At 64.8% G+C, this 18,396-nt stretch carries 14 protein-coding genes; 13 read left to right on the plus strand and 1 reads right to left on the minus strand.

Features of this window, described 5'->3' with window-relative positions:
- Positions 1-71: 71 nt before the first annotated feature.
- From ligD to FJW07_RS06130, 6 genes are all read left to right on the plus strand, one after another.
- The gene (gene ligD, locus FJW07_RS06100) at positions 72-2,567 is read left to right on the plus strand and encodes a DNA ligase D (RefSeq protein ID WP_140855204.1); all 2,496 of its coding nucleotides are present in this window, start codon (positions 72-74) and stop codon (positions 2,565-2,567) included.
- A gap of 336 nt (positions 2,568-2,903) precedes the next feature.
- Entirely contained in the window at positions 2,904-3,815 is a 912-nt protein-coding gene (locus tag FJW07_RS06105; protein ID WP_140855207.1) for a Ku protein, read from the plus strand.
- Positions 3,812-4,939, plus strand: coding sequence for a tetratricopeptide repeat protein (locus tag FJW07_RS06110; RefSeq protein ID WP_246680687.1), 1,128 nt, complete (start codon positions 3,812-3,814; stop codon positions 4,937-4,939). The genes FJW07_RS06105 and FJW07_RS06110 overlap by 4 nt, the downstream gene beginning before the upstream one ends.
- Before the next feature lie 192 nt (positions 4,940-5,131).
- Positions 5,132-5,785 carry an alpha/beta fold hydrolase gene (locus FJW07_RS06115; protein WP_140855210.1) on the plus strand — a complete coding sequence of 218 codons (654 nt, stop codon included), beginning with the start codon at positions 5,132-5,134 and terminating at the stop codon, positions 5,783-5,785.
- A 173-nt stretch (positions 5,786-5,958) separates the two neighbouring features.
- Entirely contained in the window at positions 5,959-6,732 is a 774-nt protein-coding gene (gene xth, locus FJW07_RS06120; protein WP_140855213.1) for an exodeoxyribonuclease III, read from the plus strand.
- Positions 6,733-7,166: 434 nt separating this feature from the next.
- Positions 7,167-8,348 carry a hypothetical protein gene (locus tag FJW07_RS06130; protein WP_140855217.1) on the plus strand — a complete coding sequence of 394 codons (1,182 nt, stop codon included), beginning with the start codon at positions 7,167-7,169 and terminating at the stop codon, positions 8,346-8,348.
- 99 nt (positions 8,349-8,447) lie between these two features.
- On the opposite strand, the gene FJW07_RS06135 is transcribed toward FJW07_RS06130, so the two are convergent.
- Positions 8,448-8,561 (minus strand): putative RiPP precursor, encoded by a 114-nt coding sequence (locus FJW07_RS06135; RefSeq protein ID WP_140645482.1) that lies wholly within the window; start codon positions 8,559-8,561, stop codon positions 8,448-8,450.
- A gap of 708 nt (positions 8,562-9,269) precedes the next feature.
- On the opposite strand from FJW07_RS06135, the gene FJW07_RS06150 reads away from it, so the two are divergent.
- From FJW07_RS06150 to FJW07_RS32000, 7 genes are all read left to right on the plus strand, one after another.
- Positions 9,270-10,901: a WD40 repeat domain-containing protein gene (locus FJW07_RS06150; RefSeq protein ID WP_140855220.1), complete on the plus strand. Its 1,632-nt coding sequence runs from the start codon at positions 9,270-9,272 to the stop codon at positions 10,899-10,901.
- Between the two features lie 168 nt (positions 10,902-11,069).
- Entirely contained in the window at positions 11,070-12,038 is a 969-nt protein-coding gene (locus FJW07_RS06155) for a tetratricopeptide repeat protein (RefSeq protein WP_140710040.1), read from the plus strand.
- Positions 12,039-12,138: 100 nt separating this feature from the next.
- Positions 12,139-13,512, plus strand: coding sequence for a cytochrome c (locus tag FJW07_RS06160; RefSeq protein WP_140645486.1), 1,374 nt, complete (start codon positions 12,139-12,141; stop codon positions 13,510-13,512).
- Positions 13,512-14,018, plus strand: coding sequence for a (2Fe-2S)-binding protein (locus FJW07_RS06165; protein ID WP_140645487.1), 507 nt, complete (start codon positions 13,512-13,514; stop codon positions 14,016-14,018). The genes FJW07_RS06160 and FJW07_RS06165 overlap by 1 nt, the downstream gene beginning before the upstream one ends.
- Positions 14,018-16,267 carry a molybdopterin cofactor-binding domain-containing protein gene (locus FJW07_RS06170; RefSeq protein ID WP_140855222.1) on the plus strand — a complete coding sequence of 750 codons (2,250 nt, stop codon included), beginning with the start codon at positions 14,018-14,020 and terminating at the stop codon, positions 16,265-16,267. The genes FJW07_RS06165 and FJW07_RS06170 overlap by 1 nt, the downstream gene beginning before the upstream one ends.
- A 123-nt stretch (positions 16,268-16,390) precedes the next feature.
- Positions 16,391-17,665, plus strand: a complete 1,275-nt coding sequence (locus FJW07_RS31995; protein ID WP_246680688.1) for an amidase — start codon at positions 16,391-16,393, stop codon at positions 17,663-17,665.
- Between the two features lie 24 nt (positions 17,666-17,689).
- Positions 17,690-18,394: an amidase family protein gene (locus FJW07_RS32000; RefSeq protein WP_246680689.1), complete on the plus strand. Its 705-nt coding sequence runs from the start codon at positions 17,690-17,692 to the stop codon at positions 18,392-18,394.
- Positions 18,395-18,396: the final 2 nt, after the last annotated feature.

Genomic DNA, 18,396 nt, shown 5'->3' on the forward strand with positions numbered 1-18,396 from the left:
GGCAGGACAGAGGGGGGTGTGACGGAACGCGGCGCCGGCAAGGCGAGCTTGCCATCCCTCCCGCCTGACCCATGGCCGCCAACCTCAAACCCTATCGCGCCAAACGCGAATTCTCCCGCACGCCTGAGCCGGCGGGCAGCCTCGCGGGCGGAGAGGGTAACCGCTTCGTCGTCCACAAGCACCACGCCACAGCCGACCACTATGACCTGCGCCTGGAAGTCGGCGGCGTGCTGAAGAGCTGGGCGGTGCCGCGCGGTCCTTCGCTCAACCCGGCCGACAAGCGTCTCGCCGTCGAGACCGAGGACCATCCGATCGAATATATCGACTTCGAGGGCGTCATCCCCGAGGGCGAATATGGCGGCGGGCCGATGATCGTCTGGGACACCGGCACCTGGGCGCCGATGGACGATGTCGAGAAGAGCCTCAAGACCGGCGCCCTCAAGTTCCGCCTTGCCGGCGAGAAGCTCAATGGCGGCTGGATGCTGACGCGGCTGAAGCCCAAGCCCGGCGAGGATGAGAACAAGAAGAACTGGCTGCTCTTCAAGGAGCGCGATCTCGCTGCCGATCCCAAGCTCGACATCCTCGAAGCGCGGCCGGAAAGCGTGAAATCCGGACGGCGCATCGAGGAACTGGTCGCCGTGAAGAAACCGCCGCGCTTGCCGCCGAAAGCCGGTTCGCTGAAGCCCGGCGCGCTGCCCGGCGCTGTGAGAGGCGACCCGCCAAGCCGCGTCGAGCCGCAGCTCGCCACGCAGGTGCCGAAACCGCCGGGCGGCGATGATCCCGCCGGGCGCACCGGCGAGCTCTGGCTGCACGAGATAAAATTCGACGGCTACCGCACCATGGCGCATGTGGTGGATGGAACGGTGAGATTGATGACCCGCGCGGGCATCGACTGGACGAAACGCTATGGCGATCTCCCGCAGGCCTTTTCGCGGCTGCCGGTCAGCCGGGCAATCATCGACGGCGAGATCATGGTGCTCGACGACAAGGGCATCTCGCGCTTCGCGCTGCTGCAGGACGCGCTGGCCGAGGGCGCCGGCTCGAAACTGCATTTCTACGCCTTCGACCTGCTTCACCTCGACGGCTGGGACCTGCGCAAGGCGCCGCTGCAAAAGCGCAAGGCCCTGCTTGCCGAACTGCTCGCCGGCCAGGCCGCCAACGCCGCCATCCAGTATAGCGACCATGTCGAGGGCGACGGGCGCGGGCTCTACCAGCAAGCGACGGAACTCGGGCTGGAAGGCGTCGTTTCCAAACGCGCCGACGCCATCTACCAAAGCGGCCGCACCAAGAGCTGGACCAAGGTGAAGGCGCAAGAGAAAGGCGACTTCGTCATCGCCGGCTACACCGTTTCCGACCGGGCTGAAGGGTTGGCGGCGCTGGGCATGGCCGAATTCGAGAATGGCGAACTGCACTATCGCGGCAAGGTTGGCACCGGCTTCGACAGCGATATGGCGCGGGATCTCCTCGCCCGGCTGGAACGGCTGACCGCCGGCGCCACGCCGCCCGAAGGCGTGCCGCGCGAGATCATGCGCGAGATGCACTGGGTGAAGCCGCTACTGTCGGCGCACATTCACTATGCCAACCGCACCGCCGACAATTCGTTGCGCCACGGCGTCTTTCGCGGCCTGCGCGATGTCGGCGGGCTCACCACGCCGGTGCCGGTCAAGCGCAAGCGGCTGATCGCCGAGTCCGATCTTGCCACCATCTGGGTGACCAATCCGGAACGGCGGCTGTTCGGCAAGACCGGGCCGACCAAGCTCGACATCGCCGTCTATTACGCGCTGGTCGGCGATTTCATGCTGCCGCACATCATCGGCCGTCCGGTCTCGCTGGTGCGCTGCCCGACAGGGCGGCCGCAGGACTGCTTCTTCCAGCGCCACGCCTTCACCGGCATGCCGCCTTCGGTCGCGGTGTTCGAGAGCAGCAATTCGGAAGGCGAGACGAAAACCTATCTCTCGGTCGAGGACGCCAAGGGCTATCTGGCGCTGGCGCAGTTCGGCGTGGTGGAATTCCACACCTGGGGCACGCACCGGTCAAAACTCGACAAGCCCGACCAGATCGTCTTCGACCTCGACCCGGGCGAGGGGATTTCCTGGCGCGAGGTGGTGGAGGCTGCCGTCCACATCAAGGGCGGGTTGGAGAGCCTCGGCCTGGTGCCATTCGCCAAGACCTCTGGCGGCAAGGGCATCCACATAACCGTGCCGGTGACCAGAAAGCAGAACTGGAAGAAACTGCACCAGCTGAGCAGCGCCATTTCGACTTTGCTGGCGGCAACCGCGCCCGACACCTTTACCACCACGATGGGCAAGGAAAACCGCAAGAAGCGCATCTTCATCGACTTCCACCGCAACGCCCGCGGCCACACCTCCGCCGCGCCTTACTCGCTGCGCGCCCGCACCAACCTGCCGGCCTCGACTCCGGTAAGCTGGACCGACCTGGAAACGATCGACGCGCCGGATGACCTGAACTACGCCTCGCTACCGGGGCTGCTGGAGACGTCGGGCGATCCATGGGCGGAGATCGATGAGGCGGCCAGGGATTTGCCGGTGGTGGAGAATGGGCTGTAGCCTCTCGGCGTCGTCGTTCTAGGGTCTGCGCGCGTGCCTTCGCTCCTTGCTCCGCCCTAGAACGACGAAATGTCGAGGCCTTCAGCCAATCGCCGGCGTCTCAATTCCTCTCCATCGACGCTCGATACAATTTGAACTATCCTCCGTCGCAACTCCGCCCGAAAACACTTCGCTAGGGTTTTACCGCTACGATCAAAGGTCGGTGTAGGATTTCCACGGCGCTGTTCGTCCTATGGACGAAGCGCTGCAGAGCATGGTCCCAAAAAGTGGGAACCGGTTTTTGGACAAGACCATGCTCCAACATAGTGTCAGTGCATGGCCGCGTAGGAGTTCATCATGGCGCCCAGGGCAAGTTGGAAAGGTTACCTCAAGCTCAGTCTCGTCAGCTGTCCGGTCCGGCTCTATCCGGCCACCAGCGCGAGCGAGCGCATCTCGTTCAACCAGTTGCACAAGAAGACCCACAACCGCATCAACATGAAGCCGGTCGATCCCGAGCTCGGCCTCGTCGAGCGCTCGGATTTGGTGCGCGGCTACGAATATGAGGACAAGCAGTATATCATCATCGACGACGCTGACCTCGATGCGGTGAGGATCGAATCCAATCACACGATGAACATCGAGGCCTTCGTCGACGAGGGCGAGGTCGACGTCATCTACCAGGATGCGCCCTATTACCTGGCGCCTGACGGCGCCATGGCCGAGGAAACCTTTGCGGTGCTGCGCGAGGCGATGCGCAAGTCCGGCAAGGTCGCCATCGCCCGCCTGGTGCTTTCCAGCCGCGAGCGCGTGGTGACGATCGGCGCGCGCGAGAACGGCATGTTCGTCTGCACCTTGAGGAACCCCAACGAAGTGCGCGGCACCACTGAATATTTCGGAAATATTCCGGACGCCAAGCCCGATGCGGAAATGCTGCAGCTGGCCGAGGCGCTGATCAAGCAGAAGGAAACCCACTTCGATCCGAAGAACTATGAGGATCGCTACGAGGTGGCGCTGATGGCGATGATCCGTGAGAAGCTCAAAGGGCACAAGCCGATCATCGCGGCGGCGCCCGAGCGCGGCAATGTCATCAACCTGATGGATGCGCTGAAAGCGAGCCTGTCGCAGCAGGCGAAGCCCCCGGCCAAGTCGAAGAGCAAGGCCGAGGAAGCACCCGCAAAACCCGCTAGGAAGGCGGCCGCCGGCGGCGGCGCGCCTGAGAATCCGCTGAAGGCGAACCTGTTGAAGGCCGTCGGCAAGAGCAAGAAGTGACGGGAAATGCAGGGCCAGTGATCGTTCCCGGCACCGTCTTCGGCGTCGTCGGCGCGCTGGCCGCCTTTCCGCTGCGGCTTGCCGTGCGCGAGGTCGAGCATCGCCACGCGGAGCTGAGGCGCGGCGTCACCCGCCGCACCTCTCATGTCGTCTTCGGCCGCACGCTCCTCGCCAAGACGACGAAAGCCGGCGACGTCGAGATCGAGCGCCGCGCTAAGGCCGAGCGCGAAGCCGGCCGCGCCCTGGTCAGCGAGAACGGTTTCCTGCGCCTGCTTGGGCTGATGAAGGCGCCCGAAGCGTCCTCGCTCTCCCGGCAATCGCTGATCGATCAGTCGCGGCTTGCCGGCGGCGATCTCGACATGCTGTCGCTGTTCGACGCCTTCGAGCATGACGCCGAGCCTTATTCCTTCCGCGACCTGATCCTGGCGAGGAAATATGCCGGACTGATCGCCAGCGGTGCGTCTTGGGGCGCGATCGCCCGCTCGGTGCACCGCTCGGGCGCGGTCGCGTCGCTCACCGCCAAGTCGCTCAACCTCGGCTCGCAGCATGGCCGGCCCGATGCGATCTATCTCGACGAAGGCCGAAGCGAGCTCGACGGCCAATTGCTGTTCGACCTCGGCAGCCCGGAAGACGACACGCTGGAGGAACTCTTTGCCGAGGCGGAGATGGCGGAAGAGGAGGGGCGCCACGACGATGCCGCGGCCCTTTACCAGCGCTGCCTGGCCATCGATCCCAAGGATGCGATTGCCGCCTTCAACCGCGCCAACTGCCTGCGCGGCGCCGGCCGGGTTGCCGAAGCCGCGCATGACTATGCGCGAGCGATCAAACTCGACCCGGGTTTCGTCGAGGCCTGGTTCAATCTAGCCGGCCTGATGAGCGACGAGGGCAAGGTTGCCTCGGCGCGGCGGCATTTGCAGAAGGCGATGGCGCTCGACAAAACTTACGCCGACCCGGTGTTCAACCTGGCGCGGCTGGAGTTCGACGCGGGCCATCTGGCGGAAGCGCGGCGGCTCTGGGTACGGTACCTGGAGTTGGACGCAGAATCTGAATGGGCGCGAATTGCGCAGAAGGGCATCCAGTTCGTCGATCTGCATATAGCAGGTGAGCGAGATGTTCGCGCTTGAGCACCCCCATCTGTCCTGCCGGACATCTCCCCCGCAAGGAGGGAGATTAGCAGTTGATGCGCCGCGCCTTTCCTTCCCCGCTAGCGGTTGGCGAAAGCCGACGCGACGGCTGATCTCCTCCCTTGCGGGGGAGATGCCCGGCAGGGCAGAGGAGGGTGCGAAGGAACGCGGCCCTTCCCGAAAGTCCACCCCATGACCCACTTCCTCTTCGACGGCGACGACACCGCCTCCGTCACCATCCTGCTCGCCCATGGCGCCGGCGCGTCGATGGATTCGCCTTCCATGACGGCCACCGCAAAGGCATTGGCCGCCGCCGGTTTCCAGGTCGCGCGCTTCGAGTTCCACTACATGGCGGCGCGCCGCTACGGCCATCGCAAGCCGCCGCCGCGCGCCGAGACGGTGAACCCGGAATATGTGAAGGCGATCCTCGACCTGCGCGCCAAGGGCGTGACCGGCAACCTGATCATCGGCGGCAAGTCGATGGGCGGCCGCGTCGCTTCGATGGTCGCCGACGAGATGTACGCCAAGGGCGAGATCGCCGGCCTGGTCTGCCTTGGCTATCCATTCCATCCGCCCGCCAAACCGGAGCAATTGCGCACGAAGCATCTCATCGACCTGAAAACGCCGACGCTGATCTTCCAGGGCACGCGTGATGAGTTCGGCACCAAGGACGAGGTCGCGACCTACGGTCTTTCGCCGGCCATCGAGGTGGTTTGGCTGGAAGACGGCGATCATGATCTCAAGCCGCGCAAGGCGATCTCGGGTTTTTCGACGGCGGATCACCTGAAGACGGTGGCGGAGACGACAAAGGCGTGGGCGGAGCGTCCACATCGGTCGTCATCCTAGGGCGAAGCAAGGAGCGAAGCGACGCGCGCAGACCCTAGGATCCATGCCGTGACGTTAAAGCGTTGCAACGGTTCAGGATTTTGCTCCGCCGCGCTCCACGGCGAACGTCACGGAATGGATCCTCGGGTCAAGCCCGAGGATGACGAGGCGAGAGGCGCCTTCGGCATTCAAAAATGAAACTCGCCACCTTCAACATCAACAACATCAACAGCCGGCTGGAAAACCTCCTAGCTTGGCTCGCGCGCGCCAAACCCGACGTCGTCTGCCTGCAGGAGTTGAAGGCGCGCGACACGCAGTTTCCGCTGACCCGGCTCGCCAAAGCCGGCTATGGCGCGGTGTGGAAGGGCGAGCCGACCTGGAACGGCGTGGCGATCCTCGCGCGCGGCGCCGAGCCCGTCCTGACACGCGACGCGCTGCCCGGCGACGATGCCGATCGCCAGGCGCGCTACATCGAGGCGGCGGTCGACGGTGTCGTCATCGCCTGTCTCTATGCCCCCAACGGCAACCCGCGGCCGGGGCCGAAATTCGACTACAAGCTCGCCTGGCACGAGCGCTTCGCGGTGCATGCGGAGCAACTGCTCGACACCGGCCTGCCGGTGGTGCTGGCCGGCGACTTCAACATCGTGCCCGAGCCGCGCGACATCTATGCCACCCGCTCTTATGATGACAACGCGTTAGTGCAGCCCGAAAGCCGCGCCGCCTTTGCCGCGCTGATCGAGCAGGGCTGGACCGACGCGCTGCGCAAGGTTTTTCCCAGGCAAGAAAAACTCTACACCTTCTGGGATTATCGACGGAACCGCTGGCCGCGCGACGCGGGCCTGCGTCTCGACCACATATTGCTGTCGAAGAAGCTGGCGCGGAAACTGAAAGCGGCCGGCATCGACCGCGACGTGCGGGGAGGCGACAATCCCAGCGATCATGCGCCGGTTTGGGTGGAGTTGGGGTGAGAAAACAAAAAATCCCCGCCGTAGCGAGGATCGTTGAGAATCAAATCCTGGGTGCCCGATCATGGGGGCGGAGCGGGCGGAGGCGAGCCCGCCACAATCGCGGAAAGCTTGCCTCTGCGGATCAAAACCGGCTTCTCGTAAGTCTTCTTCATGGGTTGCCCTCCAATACTCCAGCAGATGATCTCAAATGAGTGGTTTCTGTCAAGCATTCGACCAGAGCGGCCTTCGACACCTGGGGAAAGCCTTCTGCTGGTAGAACCGTGGTCCAAATAGTTTCGATAGCACAGGCGTTCTCCCGCCGGCGTCTCAATCATGCGCCTTCCAGCAACGACTTGCGGTGTTGGTGTCCAACGCTAATCTGCTGAAGAGTTGGAGGGGGTACAATTTCATGCTCGTAGCCTTGAACGCGTGTCTCCAGCCGTTGCCGCCTCGCAATGGCTGATACCATCCTCGTCGCCCTCATCTCCGCCCTCGTCCTTGCCTGCGCTGTAGCTCTCGTCGCGATCGCGCTGCGCTGGCGCCGCAAGCGCCGCAGGGCGCGCGGCAGCCCCAATCCGGCGGGCGACTATGCGCCGCGCGCAGCCTGGGGCGGCAGCCGCGGAGCGCTCAACTATTCGTCCTTCGTCTTCATGGATGTCGACGGCGACGGCAAGTTCGGACAGGCCGACCGGCCGATCGCCGGCATCGTGGTAAGGGCCTATGACGAAAAGGGCGCATTCCTCGCCGCGGTGCGAACCAACAATGGCGGCTTCGCCAATTTCGTCATGTCGGCGAAGAAACATCGGGCCGTCCTGCGCGCGCCCGGAACCTACCGGTTTTCGGTCTCGGTGCCGAAAGGCTGGCGCGTGAGCACCGGCAAAGAGGATCAGTCGCTGCGCCTCGACACCATGCCCGGCGCGCCGTCAGGTCTCGCCGGCGAGGACTTGCCGAAGGCGGTCGGTCTCTCGCCAGGACGCTTCATTCGCGGCAGGACCGTGACCGAAGCGGCACTTCAGGTCATGGGCAAGGGCAGGGTGCTGGAAACCAGAGCGCTCCAGCCTGGCGACTTCCTTGTCGGTCTCTCCTCCGACGCCGACACGCTGACGATCTCTGGATCGGGTCTCGACCGTCGCCTGGCGCTTACCCCTTATCCGGCCGATCTCGGACTTTTGCGACCGGACGCGATCGCAGCCGATGCGGCACTCGAAGCGATCGACTTCGACGCTGTCACCACCCTGCCTTTTCAGAAAATTCCCTGCGGCCATGCCGGTCTCGACTGGCGCAATCTGAACGCCCTGACGAGCCAATACGTCAAGGACAGCGAGGGCTATCTCAACGGCAATCTCTCACGCGGCCGCGTCGCCTATACCAGCAGCGGCCATCCGGCGGAGTTTGCCGGCACGACACCCTTCGGCTTTCATTCGATTATGCTCACCGCCGCATGGCTGGCTTCGGAAGGCGAGGTCGCATTGGTCGAAAGCTGGCTCGATGACGAACTGGTCGCCAGCGACGAGATCGCGCTCTCGGCGTTGGCTCCGGTCCACTACGCACCGATGCTGAAGGCGGTGACGCGCGTGCGCATTTCCACGAAGCACTATTGGCAAGCTGTGCTGGACGGTTTGGTGCTGGTGCGCTGAACCCGCCGAATTGCTCGACGCCGATCAAGTTGTGCGATCGTCAGGCCGAGATTGCCGGCGTCGGCCTTCGCGTATTATCAAGAAGCGCGGGATAACCGGTCAGATCACCGGCCCGGTTCCATTGATGGGACCTGAACCGGCGCCGTTGATTGCCGTGATGGCCGAAAGCTTGCCCTTCCTGGCGAAGGTTGGCTTCTCATAAACTTTCTTCATATTCCGAAGTCCCCGATTCACCCAAAACAGCATGCCGGCCGACAACAAGCTGTCGGTCCAACATGCCAAGCCGGTATGTTCGATCGTAGGCCGATCAGTCCGTCGAAACCGGAGCGTTCGCCGTAACTGCCGAAAGCCTGCCCTTCCGGATGAGGTTGGGCTTCTCGTAGACCTTCTTCATAAAAAACCTCTCCAAACGCTCGCGCCAACGTGAGCAGCGCCTATGGCTGCTTCCCAGTCGGGCCTAACGATCGCTATTCCCGATGATCAACCCGGGAGGGGGTTGGAAGGGCTGTTCAATGCCGTGACCGTCGAAAGCTTGCCTTTGCGGACGAAGATAGGCTTCTCATAAATCTTCTTCATGCTAATGGCTCTCCTGAAAATCCCCGCCGGATAATGTCATAAGAGCGTTTCCTGTCAACCAATGCGAGTGGTTGAGTTCTTTATTCTTGGGGAGTGTGGTTTTCTGTTCGCGCGACCGGCGCTCAACGAAGAGAAAGACCTCAACGCCTCGAGCTAGTCGGCGGGATATTGGTCCGCCGGTCCAGTAAAGTTGAAAAGCCGGCCGTCGTTGGGCGGAAGAACGCGCCCGGAGGCCGAAGCAGATTAATCTTTCCTCGTGTGATGTCGTGCACTTAGCCTGGCAAGAAAGCTCGGCTAGGATGGCTGATGCGCCTTCCGCATTCAGGCGGGAGGAACGGGGGGTGGATGAAGCGATCGACCGAGAGGCTGCTGGCGCTGGCGATGCTGATCGTCGGCATTGCCTGCTTCGCCAAGCTCTGTCTGGCGTTGGGCGGCAAGCCGCTGGCGACGGCGCGGCTGGAAGTCTTCGGCGTGGCCGGCGTGCTGTCGGTCCTTGCCGGGCTGCTTTTCCTCGCCGGCCTGCTGCTGGGCGCCGCCAGGCACGATCCGGCCACCCCCTTGTTCGGCCGCGACGCCGAGATCGCGCCGGCCGGCCATCCGCGGCTGCGCCGCGCAGCACTCGCTTTGCCGCCTTTGGCGCTGCTCGTCATCGTCGCCGACCAGTTCGGCCCTTGGCGGACGCAGGAGCCGGCCGGCGAATCGGCGAAGGAAGTCGCCACCGCGCCGGCGGAGCCGGCGCCTCGGCCATCCGAGCCGAAGCCCGAGCCGGAGGCGAGCACAAAACCAACCACGCCGGAGGCGAGCGCAAAACCGACGACGCCGGAGGCGAGCGCAAAACCGACCACGCCGGAGGCGAGCGCAAAGCCAACCGCGCCCGCACCCGCGCAGGAAGAAATCGCGAAACCCACGCCGCCGGCAGAGCCAGTTGCGGCTCCCGTTCCGCCGTCGCCGCCAGCCATCGCGCCGCAGCCTGCCCAACCGGCACAGCCCACCGAGCAGACGGCGCTCGCGCCCGCAACGCCGCCACAGATAGTGGCGCCGCCTCCACTGGCGCCTCCGGCCCAACCGACCGCGCCCGAAGGCCACCGCGACGCCGTCGTCTGGCTGGCGGTGTCGGCCGACGGCCACGAGATCATGAGCGCAAGCACCGACCGCATGATCAAACTCTGGGACATCGACGGCAAGCGGCTGATCCGCGATCTCGGCATCCACAAGGACATGGCGCGCAGCGCGCTTTTCATGCCCGACGGCAAGACCGCGCTGACCGCCGGCGACGACGGCGAGATCGTGCTGCGCCAGCTATCCGACGGCACGGTGCTGCACGTCTTCTCCTCAGGGGCGAACGGCGGCGTCCGGCAACTGAAGATCAGCCAGGACGGCAAACTCGCCGTCAGCGGCCACGACACCGGTTCCGTCGTCGTCTGGGACCTGGAGAAGGGGACGGTGTCGCATGTGCTGCCGGGCCATGACTGGTCGGTGAACTCCGTCGCCATGTCGCCCGATGGCACCAGGGCGCTCACGGGCAGCATCGACGGTGAGCTGAAGCTCTGGGATATCGTTTCGGGCAAGCAACTGCGCAGTTGGCACGGCCACGACCGCGGCGCCTATGGCGCGGTCTTCCTGGCCGACGGCCACCACGCGGTGACCGGCAGCGGCGACTGCACGATAAAACTCTGGGACCTCGACAGCTTCAAGGAAGTGCGACGTTTCGAGGGCCATTCCGGCACGGTCTACGCGCTGGCCCTGTCGGCCGACGGCAAGCGGCTCGGCTCCGTCTCGCTCGACGGCACGGCGCGCATCTGGAATATTGACACCGGCGCCGAGATCGCCGAGTTCGACCCCGGCACCGGTCCCATGTATTCGGTCGCCTTCGCCGCCGACGGCACGCTTCTGACCGGCGGGATCGACCGCACCATCCGCGACTGGCCGGCCGCGGGAGGCGATGGCACGGTGCTGTTCGCGGGGGCGCCAGAGTAGCATTTAATTGGAGCTATATTTCAGTTCTGCCCCAACTTGCGCTATCAACTACTGTTGGTTGCAAATGGGCGGGTGATCTTGAGCAATTTCGAATGGCCGAGTAGGTCGCAGACGGAAGTCTATAGTCCACGTCCGCCGCGTCCCGGGCCTGCCCTATGCCTCGCCCTAGTGGTGCTGGCCGGCTTCGTTCTGTTTGGGCCAGTCCTGAATTATTACCAGCAGTGGTCCGCAATAAGGAAGGCACAGGCCGCCATTCTGGCGAAGGACTATGCGGAAGAGTATCGCCAGCTTTCTTTACTGGCGAATATGGGTAATCCCGATGGCCAGTATGGTCTCGGGGGCCTGTACTGGCAGGGCCAAGGCGTCGCGCAGAATCGCCAGTTGGCTCTCTATTGGTGGCGGAAGGCTGCGGATAGAGGAAACGCCCGGGCTGCCTACGGCATCGGTCGAGCCTATTACGTCGGCGAGGGCGTGGAGAAAGACGACAAGGTTGCGGCGACTTTTGTGAGAAAAGCCGCCGACAATGAAGACCCGAACGGGCAGAGTTTGCTCGGGACGCTTTATGCGCGCGGTCACGGTGTCGATCAGGATTTCAGCAAGGCGTTCCAATGGTGGATGAAGGCCGCTGCGCGTGGCCAGGTGGACGCGCAAGCCGCTGTCGGCAACGCTTACGCTCTGGGCAGCGGCGTTGGAAAGGACGATGCTCAAGCTGTCGTCTGGTATCGCAAAGCGGCTGAGCAAGGTTACATCCCTGCGCAGTCAGCGCTAGGCTCTGCCTATTCGACGGGCAAGGGTGTTGCCAGGAGTGACACCGAGGCAGCGTCATGGTGGCTGAAGGCGGCCAAGCAGGGTGACGTTCCAAGCCAGCTGTGGGTGGCTTATGCCTACGCAAACGGCATAGGCATCGCCAGGGACGGCAAAGCCGCCGAGTTCTGGTGGCTGGCAGCTGCGAAAACAGGCAATGCCGATGCCGAGTTCAGCTTGGGTCAACTCTATTATCTCGGAGTACTGGGAAAGCCGGACTATCCGGAAGCAGCCAAATGGTTCCTGAAGGCGACGGAACACGGCAACGCCCGGGCAAAGACCTACATCGATCTTATGAGGCAAAACGGCCAGTTCGACAGCAAGACGCTGTGAGGTGCTTTGTCATTGACGCCCCGCGGCTCGAACCTAGTTCTTCTCGCATGGCGCCACGCCTGCGACGCGTGCCCGCCCGACTCACGCAAGGAGTACCTCCTTGAAACGCTTCTGGACCGGCGTTCTCATCCTCATTGTAGTCTGCCTGGCGGGTTTCGCCGCCTATGCCTGGAAGCCGGCGATCGACCCGATCGAACCGCCGCAACGCGCCTCCTTCGACCACGCGCTGATCGTGAAGGGGGCGGTGGTCGCTTCGGTCGGCAACTGCACGGCCTGCCATACCAAGCCCGGCGGAAAGTCCTTCGCCGGCGGGCTGGCGGTGCCGACGCCATTCGGTACCATCTATTCCACCAACATCACGCCGGACCCCAAGACCGGTATCGGGCGCTGGTCGGAAGCTGCCTTCAGCCGGGCGATGCGGGAAGGCGTCGAGCGCGACGGCGATCACCTTTATCCGGCCTTCCCGTTCGACCATTTCACGCTGGTCTCCGACGAGGACAACAAGGCGCTCTATGCCTATCTGATGACGCGGCATGCCGTGGAGAATCGACCTCCCGCCAATGAGCTGCCGTTCCCGCTCAACCTGCGCTTCGTGCTGGCGGGCTGGAAGCTGCTCTTCTTCGACAAGGGCGCCTATCGCGAGGATGCCTCGCAGAGCGCCGAATGGAACCGCGGTGCCTATTTCGTCGAAGGGCTTGGCCATTGCGGCGCCTGCCACACGCCGCGCAACCTGCTGGGCGCCGAGCGGAAAGGCGCGCATCTGGCAGGCGGCGAAGCAGAGGGCTGGGATGCCTTCGCGCTCGACAGATCGTCCTCCGCGCCAATCCCATGGACGCATGACAGCCTCTTTGCCTATCTACGCCAGGGCTGGCATGCCGATCACGGCGTGGCCAACGGACCGATGGCCGAGGTCACCGGCAATCTCGGCCGACTGCCGGATTCCGACATCAGCGCCATCGCCACTTACCTGGTTTCCCAAATGGGCGAGCCGGTGCCGGAGCGCGCGGCGGCAGCCGAGGACATCCGCAAGAAGCTTTCGATCGACCAGGGTGGCACGCCGATACCGGCCAGCGCCACCACCGGCAGCCCGACAAGCCGCGGCGGCGCGATTTACCAGGCGGCCTGCGCCACCTGCCATGACGGCAGCCGCCCGCAGCCCTTCGGCGGCATCGATTTCCATCTCTCCAGCACGATCGCCGCGCGCGATCCGCAAAATGCAATCAACGTCGTGCTCTTTGGCCTGCCGGCGGCGAGCGGCCGGGAGAGCCCGATCATGCCGGGCTTCGCCGCGACGCTGACCGACGATCAGGTGGCGGACCTGCTCGGCTATCTGCGCGAGGCCTATGCCCAGAAGCCGGCATGGGCGGACGCGAAAGCGAAGACCGCCGACACCAGGAGCGGCAAATACCGGGTCAGCGTCCGGCCTTCGGACGGCATCGAGCGCAGCCCGGACAATGTGGGAGCCAAGGACTGATGGTCAAGCTCAACGTCAATGGCACGTCACATGACGTCGACGTCGATCCGGCGACGCCGCTGCTCTATGTGCTGCGCAACGATCTGAAGCTCAACGGAGCAAAGTTCGGTTGCGGCCTCGGCCAGTGCGGCGCCTGCACGGTGATGGTCGACGGCAAGGCGGTCTTTTCCTGCCTGACGCCGGCCATGCTGGTCGAGGGGCGCGAGATCAAGACGGTCGAGGGCCTTGGCACCATCGACGATCCCGGCCCGATGCAAAAAGCTTTCATCGAACAACAGGCGGCGCAATGCGGCTATTGCATTGCCGGCATGATGATGCGGGCGCAGGCGCTGCTCGAGGCAAAGCCCGATGCCGCCGACGCCGACATCAGGCAGGCGCTGGAGCCCAATCTCTGTCGCTGCGGCACGCATATGCGCATCCTTCGGGCCGTGGCCCGCGCCCGCGACCTGATGCGGGGCAAGTCCGCCGGCAACGTGGCGCCGGCAGCCGCCACCGGGAGGGGATGATGAACGCACCGAACCTGCTTCCCGATGTCACCCGCCGCGGCTTCCTGGCGGGAGCCGGCGCGCTGGTCGTATCCTTCGCCATCCCCGCCGAGGCGCAGCAGGGCGAGGTACCGAGCGCGCCCGGCGCCCAGACGGCGAAACCCGAATTGCCCGGCAGTCTGGCTGATACGCCCTCGCTCGACGCTTGGATCCGCATCGACGCCGACGGTTCGATCACCGTCTTCACCGGCAAGGCCGAGCTTGGCCAGGGCACCAAGACGTCGCTGCGCCAGATCGCGGCCGAGGAGCTCGAGGTCGAGCCGGCGGCGATCAAACTGATCACCGCCGACACCGCGCTGACGCCGAATGAAGGCTACACCGCCGGCAGCCAGACGATCCAGAATTCAGGCACCGCCATCCGCTATGCTTCGGCGCAGGCGCGGCAGATCCTGATCGCCAAGGCCAGCGAAAAGTTCGGCGCGCCGGTCGAGGCGCTGAAGGCTGAGGCGGGAGCGGTCGTCGGCCCGAACGGCGCCAAGGCCGGTTATGGCGAACTGGTCTCGGCCGATTTCCTTCATGTCGATGCGGCGGCGGATACCAGGCTCAAGCCGCCGGCAGCCTATCGCGCGATCGGCAAGCCTTTCGCGCGGGTCGACATCCCGGCCAAGGTCACCGGCGGCGAGGCCTATGTCCAGGACATGCGCCCGCCGGGCATGGTTCATGCCCGCGTCGTGCGGCCGCCGAGCTACGGCGCGAAGCTCGCCGACTTCCCCGATGTCGCGGTCAAGGCGATGCCTGGCGTGATCGCCGTGGTGCGCGACGGTGATTTCCTCGCCGTGGTCGCCGGGCAGGAGTTCCAGGCCGTGAAGGCCATGCGCGCCATGGCCGTCGTCGCGAAGTGGCAGGAGCAGCCTGCGCTTCCCGACCCCAACGATATTTCGGCTTTCCTGGAAAAGGCCGTGTCGAAAGTCGGCACGGTGACCTCCGTCGGCGCCGACAGCGCGCCGGGCGCCAGGACGCTCCAGGCGCAATTCACGCGCGCCTACCAGATGCACGGCTCTATCGGTCCATCGAGCGCGGTGGCCATGCTCGACAATGGCCTGACGACGGTCTGGACGCATACGCAAGGCGTCTATCCCGATCGCAAGGCGATCGCCCAGATGCTCGGCGTGCCGCAGGAGAAGGTGCGCTGCATCCACACCGAGGGCTCGGGCTGCTACGGCCACAACGGCGCCGACGATGCGGCGGCCGACGCCGCGCTGATCGCGCAGAAAGTGCCGGGCAAGCCGGTGCGCGTGCAATGGATGCGCGACCAGGAGCATCTATGGGAGCCATACGGACCGGCGATGCTGACCAGGGCGAGTGCCACGCTCGACCAGAACGGCAACATCGTGAACTGGCACTACGACCTGTGGAGCAACAACCATGGCACGCGGCCGGGTTCCGCCGGATCGCTGATCGCCGGCAGGCTGATGGAACGGCATTTCCCGCCCGATCCCGCCGAGCTGCAAATCTCTCCGCTCGGCAATGGCGACCGCAACGCGATCCCGCTCTATGACGTGCCCAACCAGCGCGTGAATTGGCATTTCGTCGCCGACATGCCGGTGCGCGTGTCCGCGCTGCGCGGCCTCGGCGCCTATTGTAACGTCTTCTCCATCGAAAGCTTCATGGACGAGTTGGCGGTGGCGGCGAACGCCGATCCGGTCGAATACCGCCTGCGCCACCTGAAAGACCCGCGCGCCAAAAAGGTAATCGAGGTCGCGGCGCAAAAATTCGGCTGGTCGAGGGATGCTTTGCCGGAAGGCCGGGGCAGGGGTTTCGCCTTCGCCAAATACAAGAACCACGCCGCTTATCTGGCCCTTGCGCTGGAGGCCGATGTCGACAGCGACAGCGGCGCGATCAAGGTGTTGCGCGTCGTTGCGGCGGTCGATTGCGGGGAGGCCGTCGCCCCGGATTCGATTATCAACCAGACCGAAGGCGGCATATTGCAGTCGATGAGCTGGACGCTTTACGAGGCCGTGCATTTCGATCGAGCGCGCATCTTGAGTCCGGACTGGTCAACCTATCCGATCCTGCGCTTCAGCGCGGTGCCCGACAATATCGAGGTGCAAGTCGTCGATAATCCCGGCACGCCTTATCTCGGCGTCGCCGAAGCCGCACAGGGCCCTACCGCTGGCGCCATCGCCAACGCATTCCGGAACGCGACCGGCAAGCGCATATATGATCTGCCTTACACGCGAGAGAGGGTGAAGGACGTGCTGGGGGTTTAGGGCCTTAATCTCCCCTCGAGGAAGATGTCGCCGAAGGGGACAGGGGAGTTCACTGTACAAGTTACGTGCGCGCCGTCATCCTAGGTGGATAGACAAACCTACCAGTCAGCGTCCCGTCCCATCATGCTCAATCTCCACCTCGTCGAAGCCTCGATCGCCGACCTGCGCCGCGGGCTGGAAGACGGCACCGTCACCAGCGTCGAGCTCACCGCCGCGTATCTGCGGCGCATTGCGCATTACGACCGCCACGGCATCGCGCTGAACGCGGTCCCCATCCTCAACCCGAACATGTTCGAGGAGGCGGAAGCTTCGGACCGCCGCCGCCGAGAGGGCAAAGCCCTCGGCCCGCTCGACGGCATCCCTTACACCGCCAAGGACAGCTACAAGGCCAAGGGCCTGACGGTCGCCGCCGGCTCGCCCGCCTTCGAGCATCTCGTCGCCGGCGAGGACGCCTTCACCATCGCCAGGCTGCGCGCCGCCGGCGCGGTATTGATCGGCCTCACCAACATGCCGCCGATGGCCAATGGCGGCATGCAGCGCGGCGTCTATGGCCGCGCCGAGAGTCCGTACAACAAGGACTTCCTCACCGCCGCTTTCGCTTCCGGCTCGTCCAACGGCTCGGGCACGGCGACCGCCGCGTCCTTCGCCGCCTTCGGCCTCGGCGAAGAAACATGGTCGTCCGGCCGCGCGCCCGCTTCCAACAACGCGCTGGTCGCCTACACGCCCTCGCGCGGCGTGATTTCGGTGCGCGGCAACTGGCCCTTGGTGCCGACCATGGATGTGGTGGTGCCGCACACGCGAACCATTCCCGACATGCTGGAGCTGCTCGACGTGATCGTCGCCGACGATGCCGAGACGCGCGGCGATTTCTGGCGCGTGCAGCCCTGGGTGGCGATTCCGAAAACATCGGCGCTGCGGCCGGCGAGCTACGCCGCGCTTCCGCTGCAAGGCGCGCTGAAGGGCAAACGCCTCGGTGTGCCGAAAATGTATATCGGCAAGGATGATGGCGCCGACCGCCCGATCAAGACGCGCGCCTCGGTGCTGGAGCTTTGGCGTCAGGCAGCGCGCGATCTCGAAGCGCTCGGTGCTGAAGTGGTCGAGGTCGATTTTCCCGTCGTCACCAACTACGAGCGCGACCGTCCGGGCGTGCTGTCGATGGTCGACCGTGGCCTTGTGCCGGCTGAATTCGCCGAGCGCGAGATCTGGGACCTGTCCATCTGGTCCTGGGACGATTTCCTGCGCGCCAATGCCGATCCCGCGATCCCCGATCTTGCTTCGGTCGACGGCGCAAAGATCTTCCCGCAGCCGCCGGGCACGTTGCGCGACCGTTATGGCGAGGTCGATTTCGATCTGGCGCAGTATGTCGAGCGGGCGAAGCAGGGCGTGGCGCCGCTTTAGGGCATTCCCACCATCGAGGCCGGATTGAAAGGCCTGGAGACAACGCGCCGTATCGATTTCGAGGACTGGCTCGATGCCAACCGCCTCGATGCCGTGGTGCTGCCGGCGGTCGCCGATGTCGGTCCGGCCGATGCCGACGTCGACGAGGCTTCCGCACGGCTTGCCTGGCGCAACGGCACCTGGGTCGCCAACGGCAATCTCGTGTGGCGCCATCTCGGCATCCCGACGGTGACGGTGCCGATGGGAACGATGGCCGATATCGGCATGCCGGTCGGCCTCACCTTCGCCGGCAAGGCTTATGACGACGTGGCATTGCTGACCATCGCCGGCGACTATGAGCGGGCCACCAGACGCCGCACCGTTCCGCCGCGCACGCCGGCGCTGGCCGGCGATGTGTTCGAAGGCAGTGGCGCGGCTGCCGGCGATGCGCCGCTCACGCTGGCGCTGACCGCCGAGACGACGCGCTCCGGCGACACCGACGAGATCGCGATCGTGTTGGACGTCGGCGCGGACGAGCCGGCCGCGGTCAAGGTTCACGTCAATGGCGAGCCTGTCGTCATGCGGGCGGAGGGCAACCGCCAGACCGGTCGGGTGGTCGTGCCGGCATCGACGCATCAGGGCTTCCACAGCGTCTGGCGCGGCGCCTATGGCTCGATCGTCACGGCCATTGCGCGCCTACCCGACGGGCACTGTAAGGGAACCTTCACGATCACTGGCGGGATCGGGTGACA

Origin of the sequence: Mesorhizobium sp. B3-1-9 (assembly GCF_006439595.1) — a bacterium.
GTDB lineage: Bacteria > Pseudomonadota > Alphaproteobacteria > Rhizobiales > Rhizobiaceae > Mesorhizobium.